The organism is Nitrosopumilaceae archaeon (assembly GCA_035631875.1).
In the GTDB taxonomy this organism is placed as follows: Archaea; Thermoproteota; Nitrososphaeria; order Nitrososphaerales; family Nitrosopumilaceae; genus TA-20.
In genome coordinates this window covers 72,975-94,850 of sequence record DASQHX010000011.1, presented here as the reverse complement: position 1 = coordinate 94,850, position 21,876 = coordinate 72,975, and the positions used below count along the sequence as shown (strand labels likewise).

26 protein-coding genes are annotated in these 21,876 nt (G+C 34.1%); 12 read left to right on the top strand and 14 right to left on the bottom strand.

The window, feature by feature from the left end:
- Window positions 1-161 precede the first annotated feature (161 nt).
- Together VEU72_07400 and VEU72_07395 are read left to right on the top strand one after the other, a co-directional pair.
- Entirely contained in the window at window positions 162-896 is a 735-nt protein-coding gene (locus VEU72_07400) for a hypothetical protein (protein HYL66964.1), read from the top strand.
- 56 nt (window positions 897-952) lie between these two features.
- The gene (locus VEU72_07395; protein ID HYL66963.1) at window positions 953-1,612 is read left to right on the top strand and encodes a signal peptidase I; all 660 of its coding nucleotides are present in this window, start codon (window positions 953-955) and stop codon (window positions 1,610-1,612) included.
- Window positions 1,613-1,636: 24 nt separating this feature from the next.
- On the opposite strand, the gene VEU72_07390 is transcribed toward VEU72_07395, so the two are convergent.
- The 5 genes from VEU72_07390 to VEU72_07370 form a co-directional block, all read right to left on the bottom strand.
- Window positions 1,637-3,151, bottom strand: coding sequence for a 4-hydroxyphenylacetate 3-hydroxylase family protein (locus VEU72_07390; GenBank protein HYL66962.1), 1,515 nt, complete (start codon window positions 3,149-3,151; stop codon window positions 1,637-1,639).
- A 72-nt stretch (window positions 3,152-3,223) separates the two neighbouring features.
- Complete coding sequence (locus VEU72_07385) at window positions 3,224-5,329, bottom strand: 4-hydroxybutyrate--CoA ligase (GenBank protein ID HYL66961.1); 2,106 nt, start codon at window positions 5,327-5,329, stop codon at window positions 3,224-3,226.
- Window positions 5,330-5,406: 77 nt separating this feature from the next.
- On the bottom strand, window positions 5,407-5,763 hold the full coding sequence (locus VEU72_07380; GenBank protein HYL66960.1) for an RNase H family protein: 357 nt from the start codon (window positions 5,761-5,763) through the stop codon (window positions 5,407-5,409).
- Window positions 5,764-5,812: 49 nt separating this feature from the next.
- Window positions 5,813-6,085 carry a hypothetical protein gene (locus VEU72_07375; GenBank protein HYL66959.1) on the bottom strand — a complete coding sequence of 91 codons (273 nt, stop codon included), beginning with the start codon at window positions 6,083-6,085 and terminating at the stop codon, window positions 5,813-5,815.
- Between the two features lie 22 nt (window positions 6,086-6,107).
- Window positions 6,108-6,425: a winged helix-turn-helix domain-containing protein gene (locus VEU72_07370; protein ID HYL66958.1), complete on the bottom strand. Its 318-nt coding sequence runs from the start codon at window positions 6,423-6,425 to the stop codon at window positions 6,108-6,110.
- Window positions 6,426-6,623: 198 nt separating this feature from the next.
- Between VEU72_07370 and VEU72_07365 the strand changes: the two genes are divergently transcribed.
- Both VEU72_07365 and VEU72_07360 read left to right on the top strand, forming a co-directional pair.
- Window positions 6,624-7,502 carry a radical SAM protein gene (locus tag VEU72_07365; GenBank protein HYL66957.1) on the top strand — a complete coding sequence of 293 codons (879 nt, stop codon included), beginning with the start codon at window positions 6,624-6,626 and terminating at the stop codon, window positions 7,500-7,502.
- An 11-nt stretch (window positions 7,503-7,513) separates the two neighbouring features.
- A complete protein-coding gene (locus tag VEU72_07360) occupies window positions 7,514-8,584 on the top strand; it encodes a zinc-binding dehydrogenase (GenBank protein HYL66956.1) in 1,071 nt (356 codons plus the stop codon).
- 17 nt (window positions 8,585-8,601) lie between these two features.
- Here the strand turns inward: VEU72_07360 and VEU72_07355 are convergent, their stop codons facing one another.
- Window positions 8,602-9,054 (bottom strand): hypothetical protein, encoded by a 453-nt coding sequence (locus VEU72_07355; protein ID HYL66955.1) that lies wholly within the window; start codon window positions 9,052-9,054, stop codon window positions 8,602-8,604.
- A 449-nt stretch (window positions 9,055-9,503) separates the two neighbouring features.
- On the opposite strand from VEU72_07355, the gene VEU72_07350 reads away from it, so the two are divergent.
- Complete coding sequence (locus VEU72_07350) at window positions 9,504-9,662, top strand: hypothetical protein (GenBank protein HYL66954.1); 159 nt, start codon at window positions 9,504-9,506, stop codon at window positions 9,660-9,662.
- A 24-nt stretch (window positions 9,663-9,686) separates the two neighbouring features.
- Here VEU72_07350 and VEU72_07345 read toward each other — a convergent pair whose 3' ends face one another.
- Complete coding sequence (locus VEU72_07345) at window positions 9,687-10,505, bottom strand: hypothetical protein (protein ID HYL66953.1); 819 nt, start codon at window positions 10,503-10,505, stop codon at window positions 9,687-9,689.
- Window positions 10,506-10,789: 284 nt separating this feature from the next.
- Between VEU72_07345 and speY the strand changes: the two genes are divergently transcribed.
- On the top strand, window positions 10,790-11,866 hold the full coding sequence (gene speY / locus VEU72_07340; protein ID HYL66952.1) for a deoxyhypusine synthase: 1,077 nt from the start codon (window positions 10,790-10,792) through the stop codon (window positions 11,864-11,866).
- Window positions 11,867-11,898: 32 nt separating this feature from the next.
- On the opposite strand, the gene VEU72_07335 is transcribed toward speY, so the two are convergent.
- The 6 genes from VEU72_07335 to VEU72_07310 form a co-directional block, all read right to left on the bottom strand.
- Window positions 11,899-12,450, bottom strand: coding sequence for an arginine decarboxylase, pyruvoyl-dependent (locus VEU72_07335; GenBank protein ID HYL66951.1), 552 nt, complete (start codon window positions 12,448-12,450; stop codon window positions 11,899-11,901).
- 114 nt (window positions 12,451-12,564) lie between these two features.
- Window positions 12,565-14,262, bottom strand: a complete 1,698-nt coding sequence (gene thsB, locus VEU72_07330) for a thermosome subunit beta (protein HYL66950.1) — start codon at window positions 14,260-14,262, stop codon at window positions 12,565-12,567.
- A gap of 72 nt (window positions 14,263-14,334) precedes the next feature.
- Window positions 14,335-15,240: an urease accessory protein UreD gene (locus tag VEU72_07325; protein ID HYL66949.1), complete on the bottom strand. Its 906-nt coding sequence runs from the start codon at window positions 15,238-15,240 to the stop codon at window positions 14,335-14,337.
- Window positions 15,237-15,902: an urease accessory protein UreG gene (ureG, locus tag VEU72_07320; protein ID HYL66948.1), complete on the bottom strand. Its 666-nt coding sequence runs from the start codon at window positions 15,900-15,902 to the stop codon at window positions 15,237-15,239. The genes VEU72_07325 and ureG overlap by 4 nt, the downstream gene beginning before the upstream one ends.
- A 17-nt stretch (window positions 15,903-15,919) precedes the next feature.
- A complete protein-coding gene (locus VEU72_07315; GenBank protein ID HYL66947.1) occupies window positions 15,920-16,621 on the bottom strand; it encodes an urease accessory UreF family protein in 702 nt (233 codons plus the stop codon).
- Window positions 16,611-17,114, bottom strand: a complete 504-nt coding sequence (locus VEU72_07310; protein ID HYL66946.1) for a Urease accessory protein — start codon at window positions 17,112-17,114, stop codon at window positions 16,611-16,613. Before VEU72_07310 ends, VEU72_07315 begins: the two co-directional genes overlap by 11 nt.
- Before the next feature lie 75 nt (window positions 17,115-17,189).
- Here VEU72_07310 and VEU72_07305 point away from each other — a divergent pair, with 75 nt between their 5' ends.
- From VEU72_07305 to VEU72_07285, 5 genes are all read left to right on the top strand, one after another.
- Window positions 17,190-17,507, top strand: coding sequence for an urease subunit gamma (locus tag VEU72_07305; GenBank protein ID HYL66945.1), 318 nt, complete (start codon window positions 17,190-17,192; stop codon window positions 17,505-17,507).
- Between the two features lie 2 nt (window positions 17,508-17,509).
- Window positions 17,510-17,881: an urease subunit beta gene (locus tag VEU72_07300; protein HYL66944.1), complete on the top strand. Its 372-nt coding sequence runs from the start codon at window positions 17,510-17,512 to the stop codon at window positions 17,879-17,881.
- A complete protein-coding gene (ureC, locus tag VEU72_07295; GenBank protein HYL66943.1) occupies window positions 17,878-19,590 on the top strand; it encodes an urease subunit alpha in 1,713 nt (570 codons plus the stop codon). The genes VEU72_07300 and ureC overlap by 4 nt, the downstream gene beginning before the upstream one ends.
- 53 nt (window positions 19,591-19,643) lie before the next feature.
- The gene (locus VEU72_07290) at window positions 19,644-19,898 is read left to right on the top strand and encodes a hypothetical protein (GenBank protein ID HYL66942.1); all 255 of its coding nucleotides are present in this window, start codon (window positions 19,644-19,646) and stop codon (window positions 19,896-19,898) included.
- 148 nt (window positions 19,899-20,046) lie between these two features.
- Window positions 20,047-20,568, top strand: a complete 522-nt coding sequence (locus VEU72_07285) for a hypothetical protein (GenBank protein HYL66941.1) — start codon at window positions 20,047-20,049, stop codon at window positions 20,566-20,568.
- 38 nt (window positions 20,569-20,606) lie between these two features.
- Here VEU72_07285 and VEU72_07280 read toward each other — a convergent pair whose 3' ends face one another.
- The gene (locus VEU72_07280; protein HYL66940.1) at window positions 20,607-20,900 is read right to left on the bottom strand and encodes a hypothetical protein; all 294 of its coding nucleotides are present in this window, start codon (window positions 20,898-20,900) and stop codon (window positions 20,607-20,609) included.
- A gap of 193 nt (window positions 20,901-21,093) precedes the next feature.
- On the opposite strand from VEU72_07280, the gene VEU72_07275 reads away from it, so the two are divergent.
- Entirely contained in the window at window positions 21,094-21,843 is a 750-nt protein-coding gene (locus VEU72_07275) for a ParB/RepB/Spo0J family partition protein (protein HYL66939.1), read from the top strand.
- Window positions 21,844-21,876 lie beyond the last annotated feature (33 nt).

Sequence of the window (21,876 nt, the reverse complement as noted above, 5' to 3'; positions counted from 1 at the left end):
CTCAGTTTTTGCCTCTATTAACCCTTTCCAATTTATTGAAAAAAATACCATGATTTTTTAAATTTGTATAATATTTGAAACACGGATGAACCATTTCAAGCTAATTTTTTGTAATATTTAGATCTGAACATACTTAAATGACTTTTTTATTATCTTAAACTATGAGTAATGATTTACGATTAAAAAAATTAAGAGGTTCTGGCGGGTACATTATGGCATCTGTTACAGATGATCAACAGAGAAAAGGAAATCTTGGCGGTCCAGATCTATTTCTGGCCCCAGTAGGTAGAATAGATGTAGACAGGATTTCAAAATATTTTTGTAACACATGTGAAAAGGATTATGAAGGCAGTCCAAAGATTGATTATGAAACACCAAATGAAATTGTAGCAGACAATTTGATCCTTTTGGAAAAAGGTCAGTATGTTTGTACAACTTGTGGTTCTGTCCTTTCAGAGTACAGAAACTTTAGCAAACCAAACGAGAGTGCGGAGGTTGGATTGGCAAAACAACAATCATTTGCAAGTCAGAATATAGTTGAACCTTCTATTCCTAGTTATGTACCATCACAGACAAGTTATCAATCAGAACTTGCTTCACCAGGAGTAACAACTTTTAATTCCATAACGGGAATATCTGTTTACGATTCTGAAGCACGAAAAATTGGCATTGTAAAACAGATTGGGATTCAAATTGGACAAGCAGGAGTTGTTCTTATAGTTACAAAAAATGATGGAAGTGATGTAGCAATAAAATGGGATGAAATAAAAAAAATTGGTGAAATTGTGTTATTAGGTAGAATAGAACTAGGGACTTCTACAGAATGTGTTGGATGTGGTTATGTAAATAACCCTGATTCAAAATTCTGCGAAAGTTGTGGTAAAAAGATAAACTAGTATGCAATACGATGTTAAGTAAGATTTATCTTACTAACTTTAAGAATAAAACATGATTGAAAAAGCATTCTGGAACTAAAGCAATTGTAAAGGATGTAATAATAGTTGCAGTAGGCATTGCAATCATATGGATTGGTTTACGCGTAACATTTGGAACAGAAAATCCATTTTATGTGGTTTCAAGTGGTAGCATGATACCCAATCTCAATGTTTTTGATGTCATTGTTGTACAGGGGAATGTCCCTTTCGATCATATCAAAGTAGGTGACATCATAGTTTTCAATAGACCAAGCATTCATGACAGGGTAATAGTGCATAGAGTGGCTGAGATTTTACAGAACGACCCCCTTGTCATTAGAACAAAGGGAGATGCAAATCCAGGCTCAATTCCAGGAACCGATTTCCCAATAACCAAACAAGATTACATAGGTAAGGTAGAATATGTAATACCACAGATAGGATATGTTACAAGAATACTTACTCCTCCCATAAATTACATCATAATTGCAGTAATTATTGGAATAATGCTTGTTAAACAATTTGGAAAAAAAGATGGATCAGGAACTCTTTCTGATAAATTTTCTGGAGATCCCAGAACTCCTCCCAGTGAAGATCCTAAAAATCCCAATTCTATAACTTCAAACAAATTTGATAAAATTTCTGATGACGAGTATACAAACACTAGTAGAGAAAATAAAGATTTAAAAAATAATTAATTTTGTAAAAACGATTAACTAAATTTAGTTTTGAGCTTTACTTAATTTGAACACCCGTTCAAAATAATCTGCTTGTTCTACAGTAAGATCAGTAACATCATCTTTTACACTAGCAAGATTCTTTGCAAGTTTTTTCTTATATTCAAGTTGCATTAGACGCGCAATGTTAATTCTCTGTGCTTGTGGAGATCCTGCTCCATGCATTGATTCTGTTAGGTACCCTACAGCATTTCTTCCCATAGTCATGTTTTCTATTAATCTAAGAATTCTCATTCTATTTTCAACATCTACACCTTTTCTTCCTTTCAGATATTTTCGAAGTATTGGTCCTGTTTCAGGATTTCTAAAGTCTTTTTCTGACGGGAGTGTTACCATAAGACCACCAGCAATATCCTGAGCTAGTCTACCTATTTCATATGGGAATCTTGTAACGTTATGTTTACACACGTTAGCAAGCATATCATCATTTAACCATGCTCCAGATTTTGTCCTATGAGCTTGGTATGAGGAAGCAATTCCTGCAGCATATATGCTCTCATTTAGATGAGTCATTTCTACAAGCTTGTCTTTTATGTGGGATACACTTGGAATTCCGTTATAGTCAGCAATAGCTGCAGCAGCTCCAATTAATACATCACCAAGGCCCGTTTTACAAACATAGCTTCTCCTATGATAACAGGTAAATCTTTCAACAAGCATTGAAGCATATTCAAATTCACCGTTCATGAAAACATGTTCCCATGGAATGAAAACATTATCAAAAATTATCATAGCTTCCTGCCCCGAAAACTTTGCATTTCCAGAATCAATATCTCCTTCTTCCATGCTTCTTGTGTCGCACGACTGACGGCCATAAATATAGGTTATTCCTGGATCATCTGCTTTTACAGCTCCTACTATTGCAAAATCTTTATCATTTTCTTGTAATCTCATCGTTGGCATAATAATTATCCAGTGAGAGTTAATGCAACCTGTCTGGTGGGCTTTTGCTCCTTTTACTATAACTCCTTTATCATTTTTTTCTACTACATGTAAGTACATATCAGGATCTTCCTGTTCATGTGGAGCTTTACTTCTATCTCCTTTTGGATCAGTCATAGCACCACCGATCACAAGATTTTCGTTTTGTACTATTTTTATAAAATCAATTAATCGTTTATGATAATTTGTTTTATATTTTTCATCTATTTCGTAAGTAACAGAGTAAAGTGAGTTTAATGCATCCATACCAACACATCTCTGGAAGCATGTTCCAGTATTTTGTCCAAGTTTCCTTTGCATCTTATTTTGATTGACAAGATCCTCTGGACTTTGAACAATATGCAAAAATCTATTAATTTTTTGTCCAGTTATTGATGATTTGGTAGTAGCAAGTTCTTCCTCTCTTACTGCTAAATCATAAGTTTCAGCAACTGCATTAATAGAAGGCCTAATTATTGGATGATCTACCGGTTCTTTGACTAGTTCACCGAAAAGGTAGACTTTGAGATTTCTTCCTCTCAAACTGTCAATATATTCAGCGCCAGTCCTTATTGGCATACAGCTACTCTCCTTCAAAGCAATATAAATATTCTAAACTAGTTTTATTCAACAGTAAGAAAATACTTGGTATCAGACAAGACCAATTCTTACATCTACTACCTTACAACCTTTCCCCTTTTCAAAAACTAAAACCGGATTCATATCAAGTTCTTTTATTTCTTTAAAGTCGCTAACAAGTTGCGATATTCTCTGTAAACATTCTGATAATTTTTTGGTGTCGGACGGTTTTTCACCACGAACACCTTGCAATAATTTGTTTGTTTTTATAGAGGAAATCATTTCATCTGCTTCTGAATCAGTAATTGGAGCAAGTTTGAATGTAACATCTTTTAGAACTTCAACATAGATTCCTCCCATACCAAACATTACAACCGGTCCAAATCCTGGTTCAAGTTTTGAACCAATGATTGTTTCTTTTCCTCCTTTTACCATTTCTTGTACCAAAACACCTTTGATGATAGCTTTTTTGTTGTATTTTTTTGCATTCTTAATTATTTCTTTGAAAGCGGTTCTTACTTCTTGTGAATTTTTTAATCCTATCTTTACTCCACCCGCATCTGACTTGTGAATGATTTGTGGAGATACTATTTTCATTACAATGGGATATCCAATTTTCTTTGCAGCTTGTATTGCATCTTTGTCTTTTTTAGCTAGGATGCTTTTAGGAATTGGAAAACCATATGCGCGTAAAACCTCTTGTCCTTCTTCTTCAAGAAGATTTTTCCTCCCTTCTTCTTTTACTTTTTCAAATACTTTTTCAACCTTCTTTTTGTTGACGGTAAACTTGTGTATTTTTCCTTCGGGTGTTTTTGACCATTCCGTAAACCTCAGCATTGCCTTTAGGGATCTTATTGCAGTTTCTGCATATCTATAATGAGGTACCCCCCCTTCTGCAAGAATTTCTTTGTTCCTTATTCCTTCATCCAAACCCATCAGGCTTGCAAGTATAGTTTTGTTGTATTTTTTAGAAACTCTAACAATAACTTCAGCAAGCTTGTTGTAGTCCAAAGTTGCAGAAGGTGTACACATTGCGATAACTGAACCCACATTTGGGTGTGCAAGAACTTCGTTTAGTACATTATCAAATCTATTAAAATCTGCATCACCTACAATATCAACTGGGTTTCTAGAAGAACCCCATGGTGGAATAACTGCATTTATTTTTGGTCGTATGTCCTCAATGGTTGCCATTTTTATTCCAAGCTTAGAACAGGCATCTGTAGAGATTATTGCAGGTCCTCCAGCATTAGAAACTATAACTAAATCTCCTTTTGTTGGGAGAGATTGCTTTGAAAATGCAGTGGCATAATCAAATAATTCTTCCATTGTGTCCACTCTTATGGCTCCTGATTGTTTTAATAATGCATCATAAATTTCGTCTGAGCCCATCAATGCACCAGTATGTGACATCGCGGCCTTTGCACCTTCAGGACTACGACCGGATTTTAAAACAAGTACAGGTTTTTTTACAGAATTAAGACGTGTTATCTGTTTACATATTTTCAAGAATTCTTGACCATTTCCCAAGTCTTCAAGATACATTACTATTACTTTGGTTTGTTCATGTTTGGCTAGCATCTTAAGTATGTCAACTTCATTGAGATCTACTTTGTTTCCCATACTAATTACTGCAGAAAATCCAATTCCTTGTGCACTCGCATCCTCTACTAATGCGGCGCATATTGCACCGCTTTGTGAGACAAGTGCGATTTCTCCTGATTTTGGAGTAACTTTAAGGAAAGTAGAATTCATCATTGTTTGAGGAGCAAGATTCATCACTCCAAGGCAATTTGGACCAATAATTCTCAAATTGTATTGTTTCGCAATTTCTCCTAATCTTCTTTCAAGTGCAGCACCTTCCTCATTTACTTCTTTAAAGCCAGCAGTGATTATGATAACACCCTTCAACTTCTTTTTACCGCATTCTTCAAGCACTGAAGGCACTACATCATTTTTTGTTACAACTATAGCAAGATCAATTTCTTCAGGAACATCCAAAACACTTTTGTATGCTTTTTTATCAAATACTGTCTCTCTTGTTGGACTGATAGGAAAAATTTTACCAGTATAACCTTTCAATATGTTAGATGTAATAGCACGACCAACACTGCCTTCTTTATCAGATGCACCTATTATTGCAATAGATTTTGGAGAAAGGAAAACAGAATCAGTCATTTTTAATGAATTGGGATCAAATTGATTTGTATAATAAGTTTATCCGTATTACATAAGATGAGTTGTTTAACTATTACTCAGCTTCCAAGCATCTTTCCTGCAAGATTTTCGTTTCTTGGAATCCATTTTATCTGAAGATGTGTGTATTTGCCTATTAAGTTCCAAGCTTCCATTGCTAAAGTTCTGAGTTGGTCATTATTAATAGCGTATTCGTGATTTAGTTGGGCCACAGTATTTTTTGAGTCGCTGTAAATATTTATCTCGTTGCTATTATCTAGAAATTTTTTTAAAACCATAATTATTGCCATATATTCTGCCTGATTATTTGTTATGTTTGGTTCTTTTTGATAAAACGATTCTCCCGTCTCTTTTACAAAGAATCCAAAACCAGAATTTAGCCCACCAGAACCATCCACGTATATGTTAAGTGACATTTTTGTCTAACCTTATTAATTTTGTACTCAAATTTACAATTATCTAAATCTACTGTAATGTTATCTTAAGAAATATTAGAATACCAGCAAATTCTGCAACATGAACTGCAAGTAAATAAGGCAGAAGAGCAGCTGCATAAAGTTCCATCATTGAAAAATAAGCATATACTCCTATTACATTATGCAAAAATAACAATCCAGCAAAAAATATCATTCCAAGTGGAAGTTGGGCTTTTGTTCTTGAATAGATTTTTATAAAAACTCCAACTAACATGCCTAATACAACTAGATTAGCTCCTGATACAATAGTACTTGCAGTCATTATTGGCTCCATTTAAAAAAATTCAACCTCTCTTAGCATATTTACTTTGTTCCAATTTAGTTACAATTTCATCAAATGTTTCTAAATTAACCTCTAAAAATGTGGAAATAAAAAAAGTCGCCCCATATTTTTCTCCAACTCGAGTTATGAGATTATTTTTCTCAAGAACGTTAACATGATGCTGAATTGCTTTATAATCTAATCCTAGTTCTTTGGCAAGCTGATTCGCATTAAGTGGTGTCTTTCTAATAACTGATATCAATCGAATTCTGTTTAAACCACCTCTTGAGCCTGTAAATACAAACCACAACAGACGTTTAGCATATGGATCACCTATCATTTGTTAATCAGCTTCGTGTACCGTTAAATAATTAAAAGGTGTTATGGAATATCATTTTGACAATTATAAAGTCAGTATGAGTGTATTTCTTTGTATAACAAAAAATATGTTATAAGAAAAAATACGAAAGAAAATCTATAAGTAAGAATTTCAAGAACTTGATAACTGATAAATTGAACAAAGTATTCATAGAATTTCATGCTTGATTACGTTTATCCTTTGTACAGACCGCCATCGGAGGCAAAATCCCTCATATTTCAAGTAACTTTAGGGTGTTCATTTAACGTCTGTTCTTACTGTAACATGTATCGTACAAAAGAATATGTTGAAAGATCTTGGGATGAGATCAAAACAGAAATTGATTTAGCATCAAAACACATGCAAGATACAAATAGAATTTTTCTGGCAGATGGTGATGCATTAAATCTTCCAACAAATAGAATGATTCAGATACTTGATTACATAAATCAAAAGTTTCCAAAACTAGAACGCATATCTTGTTATGCAATGCCAAAGAATCTACTAGAAAAATCTTTTGATGATTTGAAAAAAATTCGCAATGCAGGGCTTACAATGTTCTATATTGGTATAGAAAGTGGTTCTGATAAAATTCTAAAAAAGATAACAAAGGGAGCCACATCTCAGACAATAATCAAGGCTTGCCAAAAAGCAAAGGATGCAGGATATGCAATCTCATGCATGATAATATTAGGCCTTGGTGGAAAGACTTACACAAAAGAACACATAGATGAAACGGCCAAAGTGCTCAGTATTACTGCACCAGACTATGTAGGAGCTCTTACATTACATCTTGAAGAGGGAATAAGGGATGAATTTTTGACTAAATTCAAAGAACCTTTTGAATTAATTGGTGATGCGGATGCATTAACCGAGCTTGAAAACCTTGTAAGTAAGATGGATCCCAAAAGTCCAGTAATTTTCAGAGCAAACCATGGTTCAAATGCATATCCTATTGGTGGTACTTTTCCTGATGACAAAGAAGCAATACTAGAAAAAATCTCATACCTTAAAGAACATCCAGAGCTTTGTAGACCAATAGGGTTTAGAGGGTTTTAGCAACAGATTTCATGAAGGCATTAGTATACGAAGAATATGCACCTGATGACAATTATGAACAAATTTTAAAATTAAAAGAAATTTCTGACCCTAAACCAAAATCAAATGAAGTTGTTTTCAAAGTAAAAGCAGCTGGTCTCAATTATGATGACATTTGGGGTATGAGAGGTAAACCAATCCAAATACCAATGCCGCACATTTCTGGTACAGATGCGGCAGGGGAAGTAATTGCAGTTGGTGAAGATGTAACAACTATCAAAGTAGGAGACAGAATAGTTTCACATGGAAATATTTCGTGCAGAGTTTGTAATGCATGCACTGATGGAAGAGAATATGATTGTCGGGATCGTAAAGTTTGGGGATTTCAGACAGGGCCGTTATGGGGAGGATATTGCGAAATAACTCATCTCCCAGAGGTGAATGTCGCAAAGATTCCAGACAACATTAGTTATGAAGAGGCTGCCGCTGCTTCCATGGTTCTTACGACTTCTTGGCACATGCTAGTTGGTAGGGCCAAAATCAAGCCAGGTCAAACTATTCTAATTATGGGAGGAGGTTCTGGGATGGGAACGTTTGGAATACAAATTGCAAAATTATTTGATTGTGATGTTATCACTACAGCTAGTCCAGATAAACTTGATAGATGTTTGAAGATTGGTGCAGATTATGCCGTGGATCATAGAAAAGAAGATTGGCACAAAGAGGTTTTTACTATCACAAAAGAACTTGGTAAAAAGAAGAATCAATCACCTGGAGTCGATATAATTTTTGAACATATTGGAGGTTCTCACTGGAATAAGGAATTAACTTTACTAAAGTATGGAGCTACACTTGTTACAACTGGTGCAACAACTGGATATGATGTCAAATCTGATCTAAGACACATCTTTTTCAAAGGAACAAACATTTTGGGTTCCACTCAAGGAACAAAAACAGAGCTAGAAGAATCCATATACTGGATGTCAAAAGGAAAAATCAAATCAATAATTGATTCTGTTTATACTTTTGAAAATGCTGCTGAAGCTCACAAAAAAATGCTTAAAGGAAATATCTTTGGCAAGATCCTAATGAAACCAGATTGAGTGAGAATAAAGGAAAATTAATTTTTGTCTTTGTACAAGCTTACCGATCTAGCTATAAGATTCACACAGCCCAAATAAACTACAAACGATATTGACTGGGCCAAAGCAGAAGAAAGATACGCCTCATAGTTATTGATTAATAGATAATATTGTATCAACCATCTGCATATAACATAAATTATTTCACCTAATCCGAGTGAAACAATAATTTTTAGCAAATCTGTTTTGAGCCTAGGTTTGTCTAACTTTCCTGATTCTAAGAGATATTTTTTTCTATTTTCAATATAAAAAAAACCTGAAAATGCTGCATAATAAACTGATAAATCAACTGCAAGAGTTGCTGAACTATTGACATATTTTGCTTGAATTGAGAATATTTGTGAGGCTAAAGCGGAAATTGTGACAGATGTAAGGAAAGCAAGGAAAATATTCTTGTTTAGCATTAGATATTCTTTATACTGTTTTTTCATATACTGTATTTTTGTATGTTACAAATAAATCACATCACAAAACCAAAATAAGATTTTTGTATGATGAAGTGGGCTAATCCTTATGGTTAAACTAAGTGATCTGAGAGCTTGTAAACAATGCCACATGGTATATTTTAAAACACCATCAGAAAAATGCGCACACTGTAACGCTTCAACACAACAAGAAGAAGTAAAATTCGATTAAACTTCTTTCGTTGTGAATTTTTGATCTTTGTTATTTTAGATCTGATATTATCATAATTTTATGTGTAATTTACCAATTTCAGTTAAATTTGAATAATTGTCTAGAAATGGTGTTTAGTGATCAAATTATAAAAATTATTTTTTCACAGATCTAATTTTATGGAATTTTTCTTCAATTAGAATCAAAATTTGAATCTTATAGCATAGTATCATTTTATATTATAATGATCTTACATTGCATTTGAATGATAATAGAAACATTAGAAATAGGAACAATTTTTGCCTGTTGTAGTCTTCTCACATGGAAAGCAATGAAGAAATCCCATTCAAAGATTGAAATAAGATTTGAAGAAATCGAATCTAATACTGAACTTAAAGTGACAGAAAAAAGATTCAGAAAATAAATTCTACAGAACTAGAAAGAATCCCTAGGGATTATTTTCTTCTTTTTCTTTAATATGATGATTATCTACACTTGTCTTCTTTCTTGTTACAAACGCATACCCAAAGGAAACAGAGATTATAGTTACAGCAAGAAGAGGTCCTGTCCATTCTGGCAATATGTTCCTACTAGTAATGGTTCCATACGATTCAAGTGAAGCAATAGTTACAGCAGCGCCACTTAGAGCATAAGCCATGTATCTAAAACCTTTAGTATTGAATATTCTAGAAAATGCAGAACGAAGAATGATGCTGTCTAAGGTATCAACAGGTATCATTCCCATAGCAAAGAATCCAGCTAGAATCAATGCTGTTTGAATTCCTGCAGTAGCTGATGCAACAGCAGATAAGGTGATTGCAGAAATTTGTGTAGCAGTATCAAAACCTAAACCAAAAACTAAACCAGTAACAAGAGCAGAACCAATTGGCCCTAACATTCCAGTTCTGTTTAGAACTTTGCTAGCAAGTATGGCTGAACCACTTCTTCCCCATTTTTTCATGGCATAAATGTTGATAGCTCCAATTGTTCCTAGTGCTATAGCTCCTATTATACCACCCCAAAATGCAAGATTGTTAGTATTTGTGATGCTACCAATTACATATATTATAAAAATCATTTCGGCTAAGACGGATATCATGTGACCAGAACTAAATCCTGCCCCTACCAAGCGAGATTTTTTTGTAGCATTATGCAATCTGACCAAATTATCAATTGCAGTTATGTGATCTACATCAAGACCATGTCTCATTCCAAGTATGAGCATGGTGGGTATTGATAACAAAATGAATGACCAAGCATCTACCACTATGAAAAACCTCCATCAGATTTTCTTGACATGATTATAAAACTTGATAGTAATATTATTTGCATGCAAATGATGTGAAATCTTTGTATAAAAATATGCCCTTAAAAAACGTAAACTACAAAATTTCTCTCACAAAGTTATACGTAAACTGCAAAAATAATTTTGTATAACAAATTTTTATACAATAATCTACAAATGTGAAGATATCTTTGTTTAACAAAATTTCATCGAAATAGTTGGTAACATTAGAAAATATTATCTAGTAGAGTATTGATTACGGACTAATGGATTATCATAATTTTCATGGAAAAAACATTCCTCACATAGAAATAAACCCAGACATGAAAATAGATGATCTTGTAGAAATCTATGCAAATTCGGGTTATAACGCAAGACAGCTTGGCGAAGCTGCTAAGCTGTTCTCCAAGATGATTGAAGATGATGCGACAATATGTCTTACTATTGCTGGTGCCATGACTCCAGTTGGGTTTGGAGGTCTGTTCAAATCTCTTATTGAAAAAGGGTTTGTGGATTGGATAATATCTACAGGTTCTAATTTGTATCATGAAGATCATTTTGCATGGAATCTACCTGTAAAACAGGGGCATTTTGAAGTAGATGATATGATTCTTTATCAAAAAGATATTGTCAGGATAAGAGACGTCTATATCAAAGGGGAAGAAACGCTCAAGAAACAAGATTTGATTGTACAAAAAATGTTTGAAAATAATTCTATGGAAAAACCATTCACTACTGCAGAATTTGCAAACTGGATGGGCAAATATTCAAAAGAATATTCAAAACATCCAGAAAGAAGCTTTGTTGTTTCTGCGTATGATTATGATGTACCGCTCTACATTTCAACATTAAAAGACTCTTCACTTGCACTTGATCTTGCACCTCTTAGACTTGCTAACAAACCATTTGCATTAGATTTTGTAAGAGAAATAATTGAACAGGCAGCAATTTTGTACAATTCAAAAAAGGCAGGAATTGTAGAGATAGGTGGTGGTGTACCCAAAAATACTGCACAGCAGACAGGTCCACTATTAGATCAGATCTTGGGTCTAGGTCATGGTGGACAAAATTATATCATTCAGATTACCGACGCTAGACCAGATACTGGAGGTCTATCTGGTGCAACACTTCAAGAGGGGAAGAGTTGGGGCAAGGTAAAAGATTCTCATGAGGATGTCATTGTAGTTTATGCAGATGCTACTATAGCGTTTCCGGTTCTGTGTTTGTATGCACTAAGTAAGGAAAGTTCACGAAAGCCAAAACGATTGTACAAGAAATTAGGACAATATTACGAGGAGCTTTCTAAAAGTTATTTTAACAAAAAGAAATCAAGTAAACCATAAACAATGTTAGTTGTGATTAAAGAAAAATTATTTTAAAGAATCAAGACAGCAGCGGCAAAGACTGTAGTCCATCTTCCCCTGGAATCTCCAATTGCACTCTGAGTGATATTTCTAGTCTTGTATATCTGGCCAGATACTTTCCACTGTTGTCTTTTCTCATCCCAATTCTTGTCTACATCAAATGGTATTCCCAGAGATGAGGCTAACATCTGTGCGGCTATATCTTCAGCATAATCACCAGCTTCTTTTCCTGTTTCTCCAAAAGAATGATATTCAGATAGATATCCCCATTTTTTCTTGTCACTTGGTTCTGCCAATCCAACTGAAGCTGCCATCAGTCGATGTGGTTCATTGGATTGTTGTCGTGCATAGATTACAAATTGAACGCTACCTGGACGTATAAGCTTCAGCCCCTCTGCACGAGAAATTATTTTTGCACCCGGTGGAAATATACTTGAAATTAACACCAAATTCGTATTTGGGATACCAGCGTCTCGTAATGCATATTCAAAACTTGTAAGCTGGTCTTGATGTACTCCTTTACCACTTGTAAGGAACATTTTTTTTGCAACTAAATCTAGCATAGCATCAGTCAGATTATAGATATATAAAATCTATCTAAATCAAAAATGAAATTTTAAGAAATTCATACTATATAAAATTGAGAATTATAAAAGACCGCAGACTAGATATATATTTTAATAATAATGGTGAGATGGTCGTTGCATCTTACCAAGCTTATCAAAGTGATCATGTGGCTTGTTTCCTTTTGTATGAGAATGAGTAGTACCATCACCATGTGTGTGGGTGTACATGGCAGGTTTTTTCATAACAACTTCATCTACACGAATTAATAATGATGCTACTTCAACAGCTGTTTTAATTATTTGTTCTTTTACCACAAGAGGTTCGATAATATCTTTAGAGTACATTTCTCCAACTTTTCTCTCAATTGCATCTATTCCGTACCATGAGTGAACACTTCCATTGTTGTGTTCAGAGTTTTTGTTTCTCAATTGAGCAATTGTGTCAACTAGATTCATTCCAGAATTTCTAGCTAAGGTTAATGGAATTTCTTCTAGAGCATCAGCAAAATTTTGAATTACGGTTTGTTTTCTTCCTTCAATCAAAAATGATCTTTTTCTAAGCTCATTTGCAATAATTGTTTCAGTGGAACCTCCACCAGCTACTATTGATGGGCTGATAAAGAAATCTTTTAGAACTGTAATAGCATCAACTACTGAACGATGATACTCATCAAGTATTCTTTTAGAAGTTGCTCTCAATAAGATAGTGACTGATTTTGGGTTTTTACATCCCTCTACAAATACCATTTTGTCATCGCCTACGAATTTTTCATAAACTTTGTCTGCAAATCCCAGATGTTTTTCAGTTATGATATCAAGATCATTTGTTATTAGACCACCACTTGCTTTTGATAGCCAATGGAGATCATTTTCTTTTACTCGACGAAGTGATATTATGCCTGCCCTAGACAAATAGTGTTGAGCCAATAGACTGATCCCTTTTTGGGAAATTACAACATTTGCACCAGAATTGATTATCTTTTGAGTTTTTTCCTTGACATCATCATTTTCTTTTGAAATGTATGTTTGCATTTCTTGCGGTGTGTTGATTGTTATTTCTGCATCAGTTTTGGTTCTCTCATTATCAAGTTCTTCGTTAATCAAAAGAATCTTAGCTTTCTCAATTAATCTTGGCATAGCAGAATGATCTATTGTTTTGTCAATAACTACTCCTCTGATTAGTTCAATATCTGACGTATTACCTGGTTTTTCTTCTATCTTTATGTCATCTGGCTCAATTTTTTTATTTGTAAAATCTGCTATTGTACAAAATGCCTCAGTCACTAATTTCGCTACAGATTTTTTTTCACATAGTACCGAAATAGCCTTTGATCGTAAACATGTTTCAGCTAATCTAATCATCACTTCTTTATTTTTATAATTATATAATTTCGCAATTGATCTTACAATATCAAGTGACTGCTCTGCTGCTTTTTTGTATCCTGTCTCAATTGTAGAAGGAGACATGCCCAGATCCAATAATTTTTCTGCTTTTTCAAGAAGAGAACCAGCTAAAATAACTACAGATATTGTTCCATCCCCTACTTCATTATCAACTGAATTTGATGCATCTATCATAGTCTTGGCGGCAGGGTGCTCAACGTCAATTTTGCGCAATATTGTAGAACCACTTTTAGTAAGAGTAACTTCGCCCAAAAGATCAATATACATTTTTTCAAATCCTCTTGGTCCAAATGAACTTTTGATGAGATCTGCAATTAATTTGCCTGCAAGTAGATTGTATCTTCTAACCTCATCTCCTACAGAATATTGTGTACCGCCTCCAAGCAAATCTCTTGTAGAACTCATGCAAGTACACTGGATTTAGTAATTATAAAACTTCTGATCAATAGATCGAAAAATTTCAGAAACAGAAAAAATTTATGCGATATCTATTGACGAATTTGAAATTGTAGGTTCTATTTTATAATTTTTTTTGGCAACACTTCTAAGAATACCAGATATAGATTCTGTTAGAGATATGATTTCAGAAACAGAATCAGCAAGCATTCTCACAATAATACCAGAATCATAAGGTAAAGACGAAGAGCTAGCTAATAATGAATCACTTTTGGTTGCTAAATTAATCTTGTCTACAATGCTTTCTATTTGAATAGAATTTCCAATTATGTAAACGGTAGAAAAGATAGTCTTTCCTCCAAATACAGATTCAAGATTTGATTTATCTTTCTTATTCAAACTCATGACATCTGTAAACAGCATCTTACCATTTCTATAAGCTGATGTACGAAGAAAGCATAGATCAAAATCAAACTTTTCACCAGACGCAATTCTACCTGCGGATATAATTTCAGAGTAGATCAAAATTGCATTATCTGCAACCTCAAGATTTACTTCCTGATAAAATCTAGATGACTTAAATGGTATGATCTGATGTGGAATAAATTCCAGATAACTCCCTTCCTGATTATGTATGTTAATGTATTGAGAAGCATAACCACCATCCATCTTGTAAATTTTAGTTGCTGATTGAGTGGTAATTCTTGCTGATGAGTTCATACCCATGACAACATCAATTTTCTGTTCATCTCCCTGCAAAATACCTCCAGAAGATGACATTATGTAGATGTGGGCAAAATTTGGGTAATCTGTATCAGGATACATCGCTTTTTGAATCAAAAATGGTGCTTTTGACAGCAGTGATTTAATGTATGTTTTAGAATCTTCATTTACTTGAATCTCTATCTCTATAGTACCATTTTGACCTGGCATCTTTAATTTCTTGTTTACATAATTCTTGAAAATATCTGGAATTTGTGAATTCATTTTATTTGATCCTTTTTGACAATTGGTTTTTTATCAAACAGTACTGATTTGATTATGTTTTCAGCGACTTGTTTTATGCCTTCACCTGTCTGACAATTAACAAAAACATAGGATTTTTCTGCTCGTATTTTTTTTGCATCCCTTTCCATTACAGCAAGATCTGCTCCTACATGTGTTGCAAGATCAATTTTGTTGATCACAAGTAAATCGCTACTTTCTATTCCCAATCCGCCTTTTCTTGGATACTTGTCTCCTCCAGCTACGTCTATTATGTAAATGAAATAATCTGCAAGTGCAGGACTAAAAGTGGTCATGACATTGTCGCCTCCACTTTCAATAATAATCAGATCAAGAGTAGGATCTTTCTTTTCGATTTCTTCAATTACTGCCAAATTTATTGTCGGATCTTCACGTATAGCAGTATGTGGACAACCACCTGTGGCTATTCCTATAATCATGTTTTCAGGCATAACTTTCAGCTCTGTAGATAACGTTCGTTGCATTCTTTCTGCATCTTCCTTTGATATTACATCATTTGATATTATGCAGCACCTGTAACCTCTTTTTATGAGAATGGGTACCACTCTCTCAATTAGACGTGTTTTTCCAGATCCTACAGGACCACCAATTCCAACTTTCGGTATTTTTTTATTTTTTAACATCTAGTTGCACCTCTAAATTATGTAATGAACATTTTAGAATCATCATGTTCATGAATCATTTGAAAAATATCTGTCACAGGTGTTAGTTGCCAAAGGCTGTTTAACGATTCTTTCTTAATGTTCGTTGAAATAGAATTAATCTTGTCGGCAAGCGTTGTTAGAATTATCTGACCGCTTATGTGTTCTATTATTCCCAGTCTAATTGCTGCTGCTATGACACTTTGGCTAAATGAATAAAGCATCATGCGTACACCACTTTTAGCTGGAATATTCAAAAGATTTGCAGCTATTCCTAGACAAACAGGATATGTTCCAACAGTTTCATTAGATGCTATTTTCTTTTGAAAATTTTTTGCAGTGTTACTTTTCTTTTTGTCAAATGTCATTTGAATAATACAATTCAGTATTTGTGAACCAGTTCTAACAGATGTGTTTCTTACTTCTCGTATGAGTCTTATAGAATAGAATCTGTTATCTGCTTCCACAAGTTCTTCAATGTTCTCATTTTTTGCAGCCTCCATAGCAATTAAGAAAACCATACAATCGCAAGGTACAAGTTGAAATTTTATCTGCTGTTCAATAAAATTTAAAACATCTTGTTCGTTTTTGATTCTATCATGCTTTGCAAGTGATTCCAGACCATTCGACAGTCCAAACATGCCAGATGGAAAAAAAGAATCTGCCAGCTGCATTAAAAAAAACTCGTGATCAGTGTTCATGCATATACATTCCATGTTGAGGTTGAAAAATCTGCTCCTCTACATCAATCTCTAGATTAGTTACTACATCTAATAGTTTTTTAAACACCTCAACTTCAGAATGCGCTTGAATTGGAAAGTATAGAATGTCATTATTGATTACAATTGGTTTGTGTCTATTTCCTATAATATGCCCTAACGTTATTAATCCAGTAGAATTTTTCTTTAGTTTCTTTATTCTTATAGAGATCACTTTCTCAGGCAATTGTTCAATCATGATGAATTTGTTGGTATTTGATATTATGACATCGCCATGATATAGTCTTGTTCCAGAATCAAGAATAAGACCTACATCTGTTCCAAAATCTGTTTTCTTCCTAATTCTGCTTCTTTCTAACTCAAGGCGTGATATTTTTAGTCTTTCACATCTTTTTTTGGATTCCATTTGTTTGAATTTCATCATTAGTTTTTTGTCGTCAAAAATATTTCCTATTACAGATGTGATTGTAAGCATGACAGTCTAGATAATGCTATGAAATTATATTTTGTGATCATAGTAATTTATTATAAATATTAAATACAACAGGTCATGATAGATATTGATATGATGCTTACCCCTAGAGAAATTGATAAACTCTATATTTTTATGACAGCTGAAGTTGCACGAAGAAGAAAGGCAAGAGGATTGAAGCTCAACTATGTAGAAGCTTTAGCTCTTATTGCAGATCATATAGTTGAGGGAGCTAGAGATGGAAAATCGGTTTCAGAACTAATGAGCTCAGGAAGAAAAGTGTTAACAAAAGACGATGTGTTACCTGGTGTTCCCGAGTTGATTAAAACAGTACAAACTGAAGCAACTTTTGATGATGGAACCAAGCTTGTCACAGTTCACGATCCGATAGTATAGCAATGATCCCAGGAGAATATTTCTTAAATGACACGCCTATTATTGCAAATAAAGGTAAGAAGACTGTAAAGATTAAGATTAGCAACTCTGGGGACAGGCCAATACAGGTAGGCTCTCATACACATTTCTTTGAAACTAATAAGGCTCTTGTCTTCTCTCGCGAGAGGGCATACGGTTATCATTTGAATATACCAGCAGGAACATCAGTTAGGTTTGAACCAGGTGACACAAAAGAGGTAGAATTAACAGAGTACGGTGGTCTGAAAACAGTATATGGATTCAATGGTCTTGTGAATGGCAAACTCGTTTCTAAAAAGCAGATTGCTCTAAAAAAAATGCGAAAAAAAGGATTCAAAAATATTGATCAGAAATGACATTGATAATTCCAAGAAAACAATATGTTGATCTTTATGGTCCTACAAAGAGCGACAAAATTAGACTAGCTGATACTGAACTTATAATCGAAATTGAAAAAGATTTTCAAAATTATGGTGACGAGATAGTTTTTGGCGGTGGCAAAAGTGCTAGAGACGGAATGGGACAAGCAAGTGGTGTTACTAGTAAAAATTCACTTGATCTAGTAATAACAAATGCAATTATCATGGATCCTGTACTTGGAATTATCAAAGCAGATATTGGTATCAAAAACGGGTTAATAGCTGGAATAGGAAAAGCAGGCAATCCAAACGTCATGGATGGAGTTGACATGGTAATATCTGCAAACACAGAGGTAATAGCTGGAGAACACACTATATGCACTCCTGGAATAATTGATACTCATATTCATTTTATTTCTCCACAACAAGCCGTAGAGGCAATTTGCAGTGGAACTACAACAATGATAGGAGGAGGTACTGGGCCTGCTGATGGTACTAAGGCAACAACATGCACTCCTGGTTCTTGGAACATTCACAGAATGCTTGAAGCTCTGGATGATCTGCCACTAAATTTTGGTCTATTAGGTAAGGGAAATGATTCCTTGGAACCTGCATTAATGGAACAAATTGCAGCAGGAGCTTGTGGTTTGAAATTACATGAGGACTGGGGTTCTACTCCTGCCACTATTGATGCAGCATTACGTGTTGCAGATAAAACTGACACTCAGGTAGCTATCCATACAGACACGCTAAATGAATGCGGTTTTGTTGATGATACAATTGAAGCAATAGCCGGAAGAACAATTCATACTTATCACACAGAAGGTGCTGGTGGTGGACATGCACCAGATATCATGAAAATAGCAGGTAAGAAAAACATTCTTCCTTCTTCTACAACCCCAACAAGACCGTTTACGGTTAATACTCTAGATGAACACATAGATATGATGATGGTTTGTCATCATCTAAATCCCTCTGTAAGAGAGGACGTGGCCTTTGCGGAGTCAAGAATTAGAGGTGAAACAATAGCTGCAGAAGATGTATTACATGATATTGGTGCTCTAAGCATGTATTCTTCTGATAGTCAAGCAATGGGTAGAGTTGGAGAAGTGAGCATCAGAGCATGGCAAACAGCTGATAAAATGAAAAAAATGTCCAGTCGTTTAACAAAAGAATCAGAAGATAACGATAATCTTCGTGTGAAAAGATATCTTTCAAAAATTACCATCAACCCAGCAATAACACATGGAATCTCTGATTATGTTGGTTCTTTAGAGCCAGGAAAATTAGCTGATATTGTGATTTGGAGTCCTGAATTCTTTGGCGTGAAACCTAAAATGGTAATAAAAGGTGGGTTTATAGCTTATTCTTTGATGGGTGATCCCAATGCATCAATTCCAACACCAGAGCCAGTGTATTACCGTCCAATGTTTGGTGCACTTGGAAAAGCAATACATACTACGTCTGTAACTTTTACTTCAAAACTAGCAATACGGAATGGGCTATCAAAAAAAATAGGTTTGAAAAAGAAATTACTTCCAGTTAAAAATTGTAGAAAAATTGGTAAGAAAAATATGCTCTACAATAATTTAGTTCCAAAAATAGAGATTGATCCTGAAACTTACAAAGTTACAGTTGATGGAAAACTAGCCACAACAGAACCATCTCAAAAACTAGCCATGGCAAGATTGTATCACTTGTTTTAGTTCGACAATCGAAAATCAATATATTTTTATATTTACTAAGTATAAATTACATCATGAATCCCGTCAATACACGTGACGAAGTTGAAAAAGCTTCCAAGAAAGCAACAGAGTCACTCTATGGCACAGAAATCCAAGATTTCAAGATAAGAGAACTCTTTGCATTACCAGAAAAGGGGCCTCAAGATTCATGGGATGTACAAGTGACTTTTCTGTTAAACAAATTGAAACACACTGTAGATTTGGTCATTCAACAAAAAGATGGTCATGTAACGAATGCCAGACTCATTGATACAATGGTTCCTTTATAGAATCATTGTCAAAAAATATTTTTAATTATTTTTTATATAATCAATTTTATGTTTATAGGAAATCATAAGGAAGCAGAAGCAATCAAATCGTTGGTTTTATTTAAATACTAATTAAAGATTTTTAAAATAACCAATTGATCACATTCTCATGCCAAGTCAGGGATATGGAACCATAGGACTAAAACCTGCGATCATATCTGAACTACAAAAGGATACGGATGAATATTATCCTGGGATGTTTCTTCCTAGTGCCTTGATAATTATGATGAATGAGATAAAACGGAAATACTATACAGTAGGGATGTATAACATAAAGATTGACTTCTCAGGAAGATATACTTCTTTAACAGTAAGATCAGATGTTAAAGAATGGTTTGAAGAGAACTATGAAGTGTTAAAGGAAAAATATGAAAAAAAATACAGAGCAAACAACTTTACAAAATTTGCAAGCATCTTCATGCTTAACATGTTTGAATCTAAGGCAGTCTCTCAAAACAACATTATCAAGTTAAAAGAGGCTGATTTTACTTGGCTAATTTCAGAGTATAACCAAAGGAAGAAAGAATATGAAACAGAATATGGTGTAAAAACATTTGAACATTTTGCAGATGTATTTCTTAAAGACTTGTTAGAAAGAATTAATTCTGCAAAAAAAATATTGACATTATAGAACTTAATTTCTTTACAACCAGCTGTGAATTATGCCTATTAGTTTGATAGAACAGTAAGATCAGGACTCGTTCGTTTGCCTAATCCTGCATTCATGAGCAGCTTGAAAGTTAACAAAACATCTAATTTTGTTATGTTTGGCATATTTGGCACTTCACCTTCATGTTTCAAGTCATTTATGAAATCAAATATTTCATCTACTGAGACCGGTTCATTATCAAGTCCTAGTTCACCGTTCACAGCGTTATATGTTGCAATATTATAACTTAGAAATGATATTTTGTCTAGGAGTTCTTCAGTTTTTGTATCAAATCCAATACTGATTTTTTCCATAGTTCAAACTACTACTTTCAAAAATGATTTAAGGTTTGGGGTAAAAAATGTAAACTACTGATTTACAGCGGAAAAATGATGCGTAATCTACATTTTACTCCAAAGTTATTGTAAATATTGTACATTTTAGTGATAAAATGGTAAATTACAAAGAGAAGGAAATTATAAATAGATTTAGTAATCAAATTCATTTATGAAAATAAAGAACATTCCTCTTAAGCTAATAGATATAGCTGATGAAAATGTACGAAAAGATCATCCTTTTGGAAGAGATGTTAAGGACCAGCTGATTAAAGATCATTTATCAAAGTTCGAATTACTGCAACCAGTTGTAGTTAGATTTGATAATGCAAGTAAGAGATACAAGTTGTTAATTGGTCGTAGAAGATTTCTATCACTAAGTGCAAAGGGATCAAGAGAGATCCCTGCGGTAGTAACTGAGCTTGAGGGTGCAGAAGCAGAAGCTGCATCATTGTTTGAAAATCTAATCCGCAAAGATCTGTCCCCAATTGAAAAAGCAAAGATGGTAAGAAAATTGGTTGACTCTACAGAGTCTGGCATTACAGGCGTCTCCAAAAAATATGGATTGTCAAAGAGCACAGTTAGTGAATGGTTAAGTGTTCTGACATTAGCAGAGCCGTTACAGCAAGCAATAGAAAGTGGAGAAATTACACTTTATGAAGCAATACAAATCGCAAGAAAACCAAAATCACTCCAAGAGAAATTGGTAAATGCAGTATCTGAAGGTAAATTACAAGAAATAATGATAAAAACTGGAGTAAAACGTGGAGCGCCAAAAGGTCTTTTGACTATACGTCTTGTTTTTAATCCAAAAAAGAAATTTGACAAAAAGATTTGGGAACAGCTAAATGAACAAGCACTACAAAATGGACTTGATGTCACTGATTATGTCAAAAATTTACTGGTAAAGCGCCTTAATTAGTTCGACAATCGAACTCCTAATTTAGAGCAAATT

Excerpts from the sequence above, each read along its gene's own strand:
- VEU72_07400 (HYL66964.1), top strand. The coding sequence starts at position 162 with ATGAGTAATGATTTACGATTAAAAAAATTAAGAGGTTCTGGCGGGTAC.
- VEU72_07390 (HYL66962.1), bottom strand. The coding sequence starts at position 3,151 with ATGCCAATAAGGACTGGCGCTGAATATATTGACAGTTTGAGAGGAAGA.
- VEU72_07385 (HYL66961.1), bottom strand. The coding sequence starts at position 5,329 with ATGACTGATTCTGTTTTCCTTTCTCCAAAATCTATTGCAATAATAGGT.
- VEU72_07380 (HYL66960.1), bottom strand. The coding sequence starts at position 5,763 with ATGTCACTTAACATATACGTGGATGGTTCTGGTGGGCTAAATTCTGGT.
- VEU72_07375 (HYL66959.1), bottom strand. The coding sequence starts at position 6,085 with ATGACTGCAAGTACTATTGTATCAGGAGCTAATCTAGTTGTATTAGGC.
- VEU72_07370 (HYL66958.1), bottom strand. The coding sequence starts at position 6,425 with ATGATAGGTGATCCATATGCTAAACGTCTGTTGTGGTTTGTATTTACA.
- VEU72_07365 (HYL66957.1), top strand. The coding sequence starts at position 6,624 with ATGCTTGATTACGTTTATCCTTTGTACAGACCGCCATCGGAGGCAAAA.
- VEU72_07360 (HYL66956.1), top strand. The coding sequence starts at position 7,514 with ATGAAGGCATTAGTATACGAAGAATATGCACCTGATGACAATTATGAA.
- VEU72_07355 (HYL66955.1), bottom strand. The coding sequence starts at position 9,054 with ATGAAAAAACAGTATAAAGAATATCTAATGCTAAACAAGAATATTTTC.
- VEU72_07350 (HYL66954.1), top strand. The coding sequence starts at position 9,504 with ATGATAATAGAAACATTAGAAATAGGAACAATTTTTGCCTGTTGTAGT.
- speY (HYL66952.1), top strand. The coding sequence starts at position 10,790 with ATGGATTATCATAATTTTCATGGAAAAAACATTCCTCACATAGAAATA.
- VEU72_07335 (HYL66951.1), bottom strand. The coding sequence starts at position 12,450 with ATGCTAGATTTAGTTGCAAAAAAAATGTTCCTTACAAGTGGTAAAGGA.
- thsB (HYL66950.1), bottom strand. The coding sequence starts at position 14,262 with ATGAGTTCTACAAGAGATTTGCTTGGAGGCGGTACACAATATTCTGTA.
- VEU72_07325 (HYL66949.1), bottom strand. The coding sequence starts at position 15,240 with ATGAATTCACAAATTCCAGATATTTTCAAGAATTATGTAAACAAGAAA.
- ureG (HYL66948.1), bottom strand. The coding sequence starts at position 15,902 with ATGTTAAAAAATAAAAAAATACCGAAAGTTGGAATTGGTGGTCCTGTA.
- VEU72_07315 (HYL66947.1), bottom strand. The coding sequence starts at position 16,621 with ATGAACACTGATCACGAGTTTTTTTTAATGCAGCTGGCAGATTCTTTT.
- VEU72_07310 (HYL66946.1), bottom strand. The coding sequence starts at position 17,114 with ATGCTTACAATCACATCTGTAATAGGAAATATTTTTGACGACAAAAAA.
- VEU72_07305 (HYL66945.1), top strand. The coding sequence starts at position 17,190 with ATGATAGATATTGATATGATGCTTACCCCTAGAGAAATTGATAAACTC.
- VEU72_07300 (HYL66944.1), top strand. The coding sequence starts at position 17,510 with ATGATCCCAGGAGAATATTTCTTAAATGACACGCCTATTATTGCAAAT.
- ureC (HYL66943.1), top strand. The coding sequence starts at position 17,878 with ATGACATTGATAATTCCAAGAAAACAATATGTTGATCTTTATGGTCCT.
- VEU72_07290 (HYL66942.1), top strand. The coding sequence starts at position 19,644 with ATGAATCCCGTCAATACACGTGACGAAGTTGAAAAAGCTTCCAAGAAA.
- VEU72_07285 (HYL66941.1), top strand. The coding sequence starts at position 20,047 with ATGCCAAGTCAGGGATATGGAACCATAGGACTAAAACCTGCGATCATA.
- VEU72_07280 (HYL66940.1), bottom strand. The coding sequence starts at position 20,900 with ATGGAAAAAATCAGTATTGGATTTGATACAAAAACTGAAGAACTCCTA.
- VEU72_07275 (HYL66939.1), top strand. The coding sequence starts at position 21,094 with ATGAAAATAAAGAACATTCCTCTTAAGCTAATAGATATAGCTGATGAA.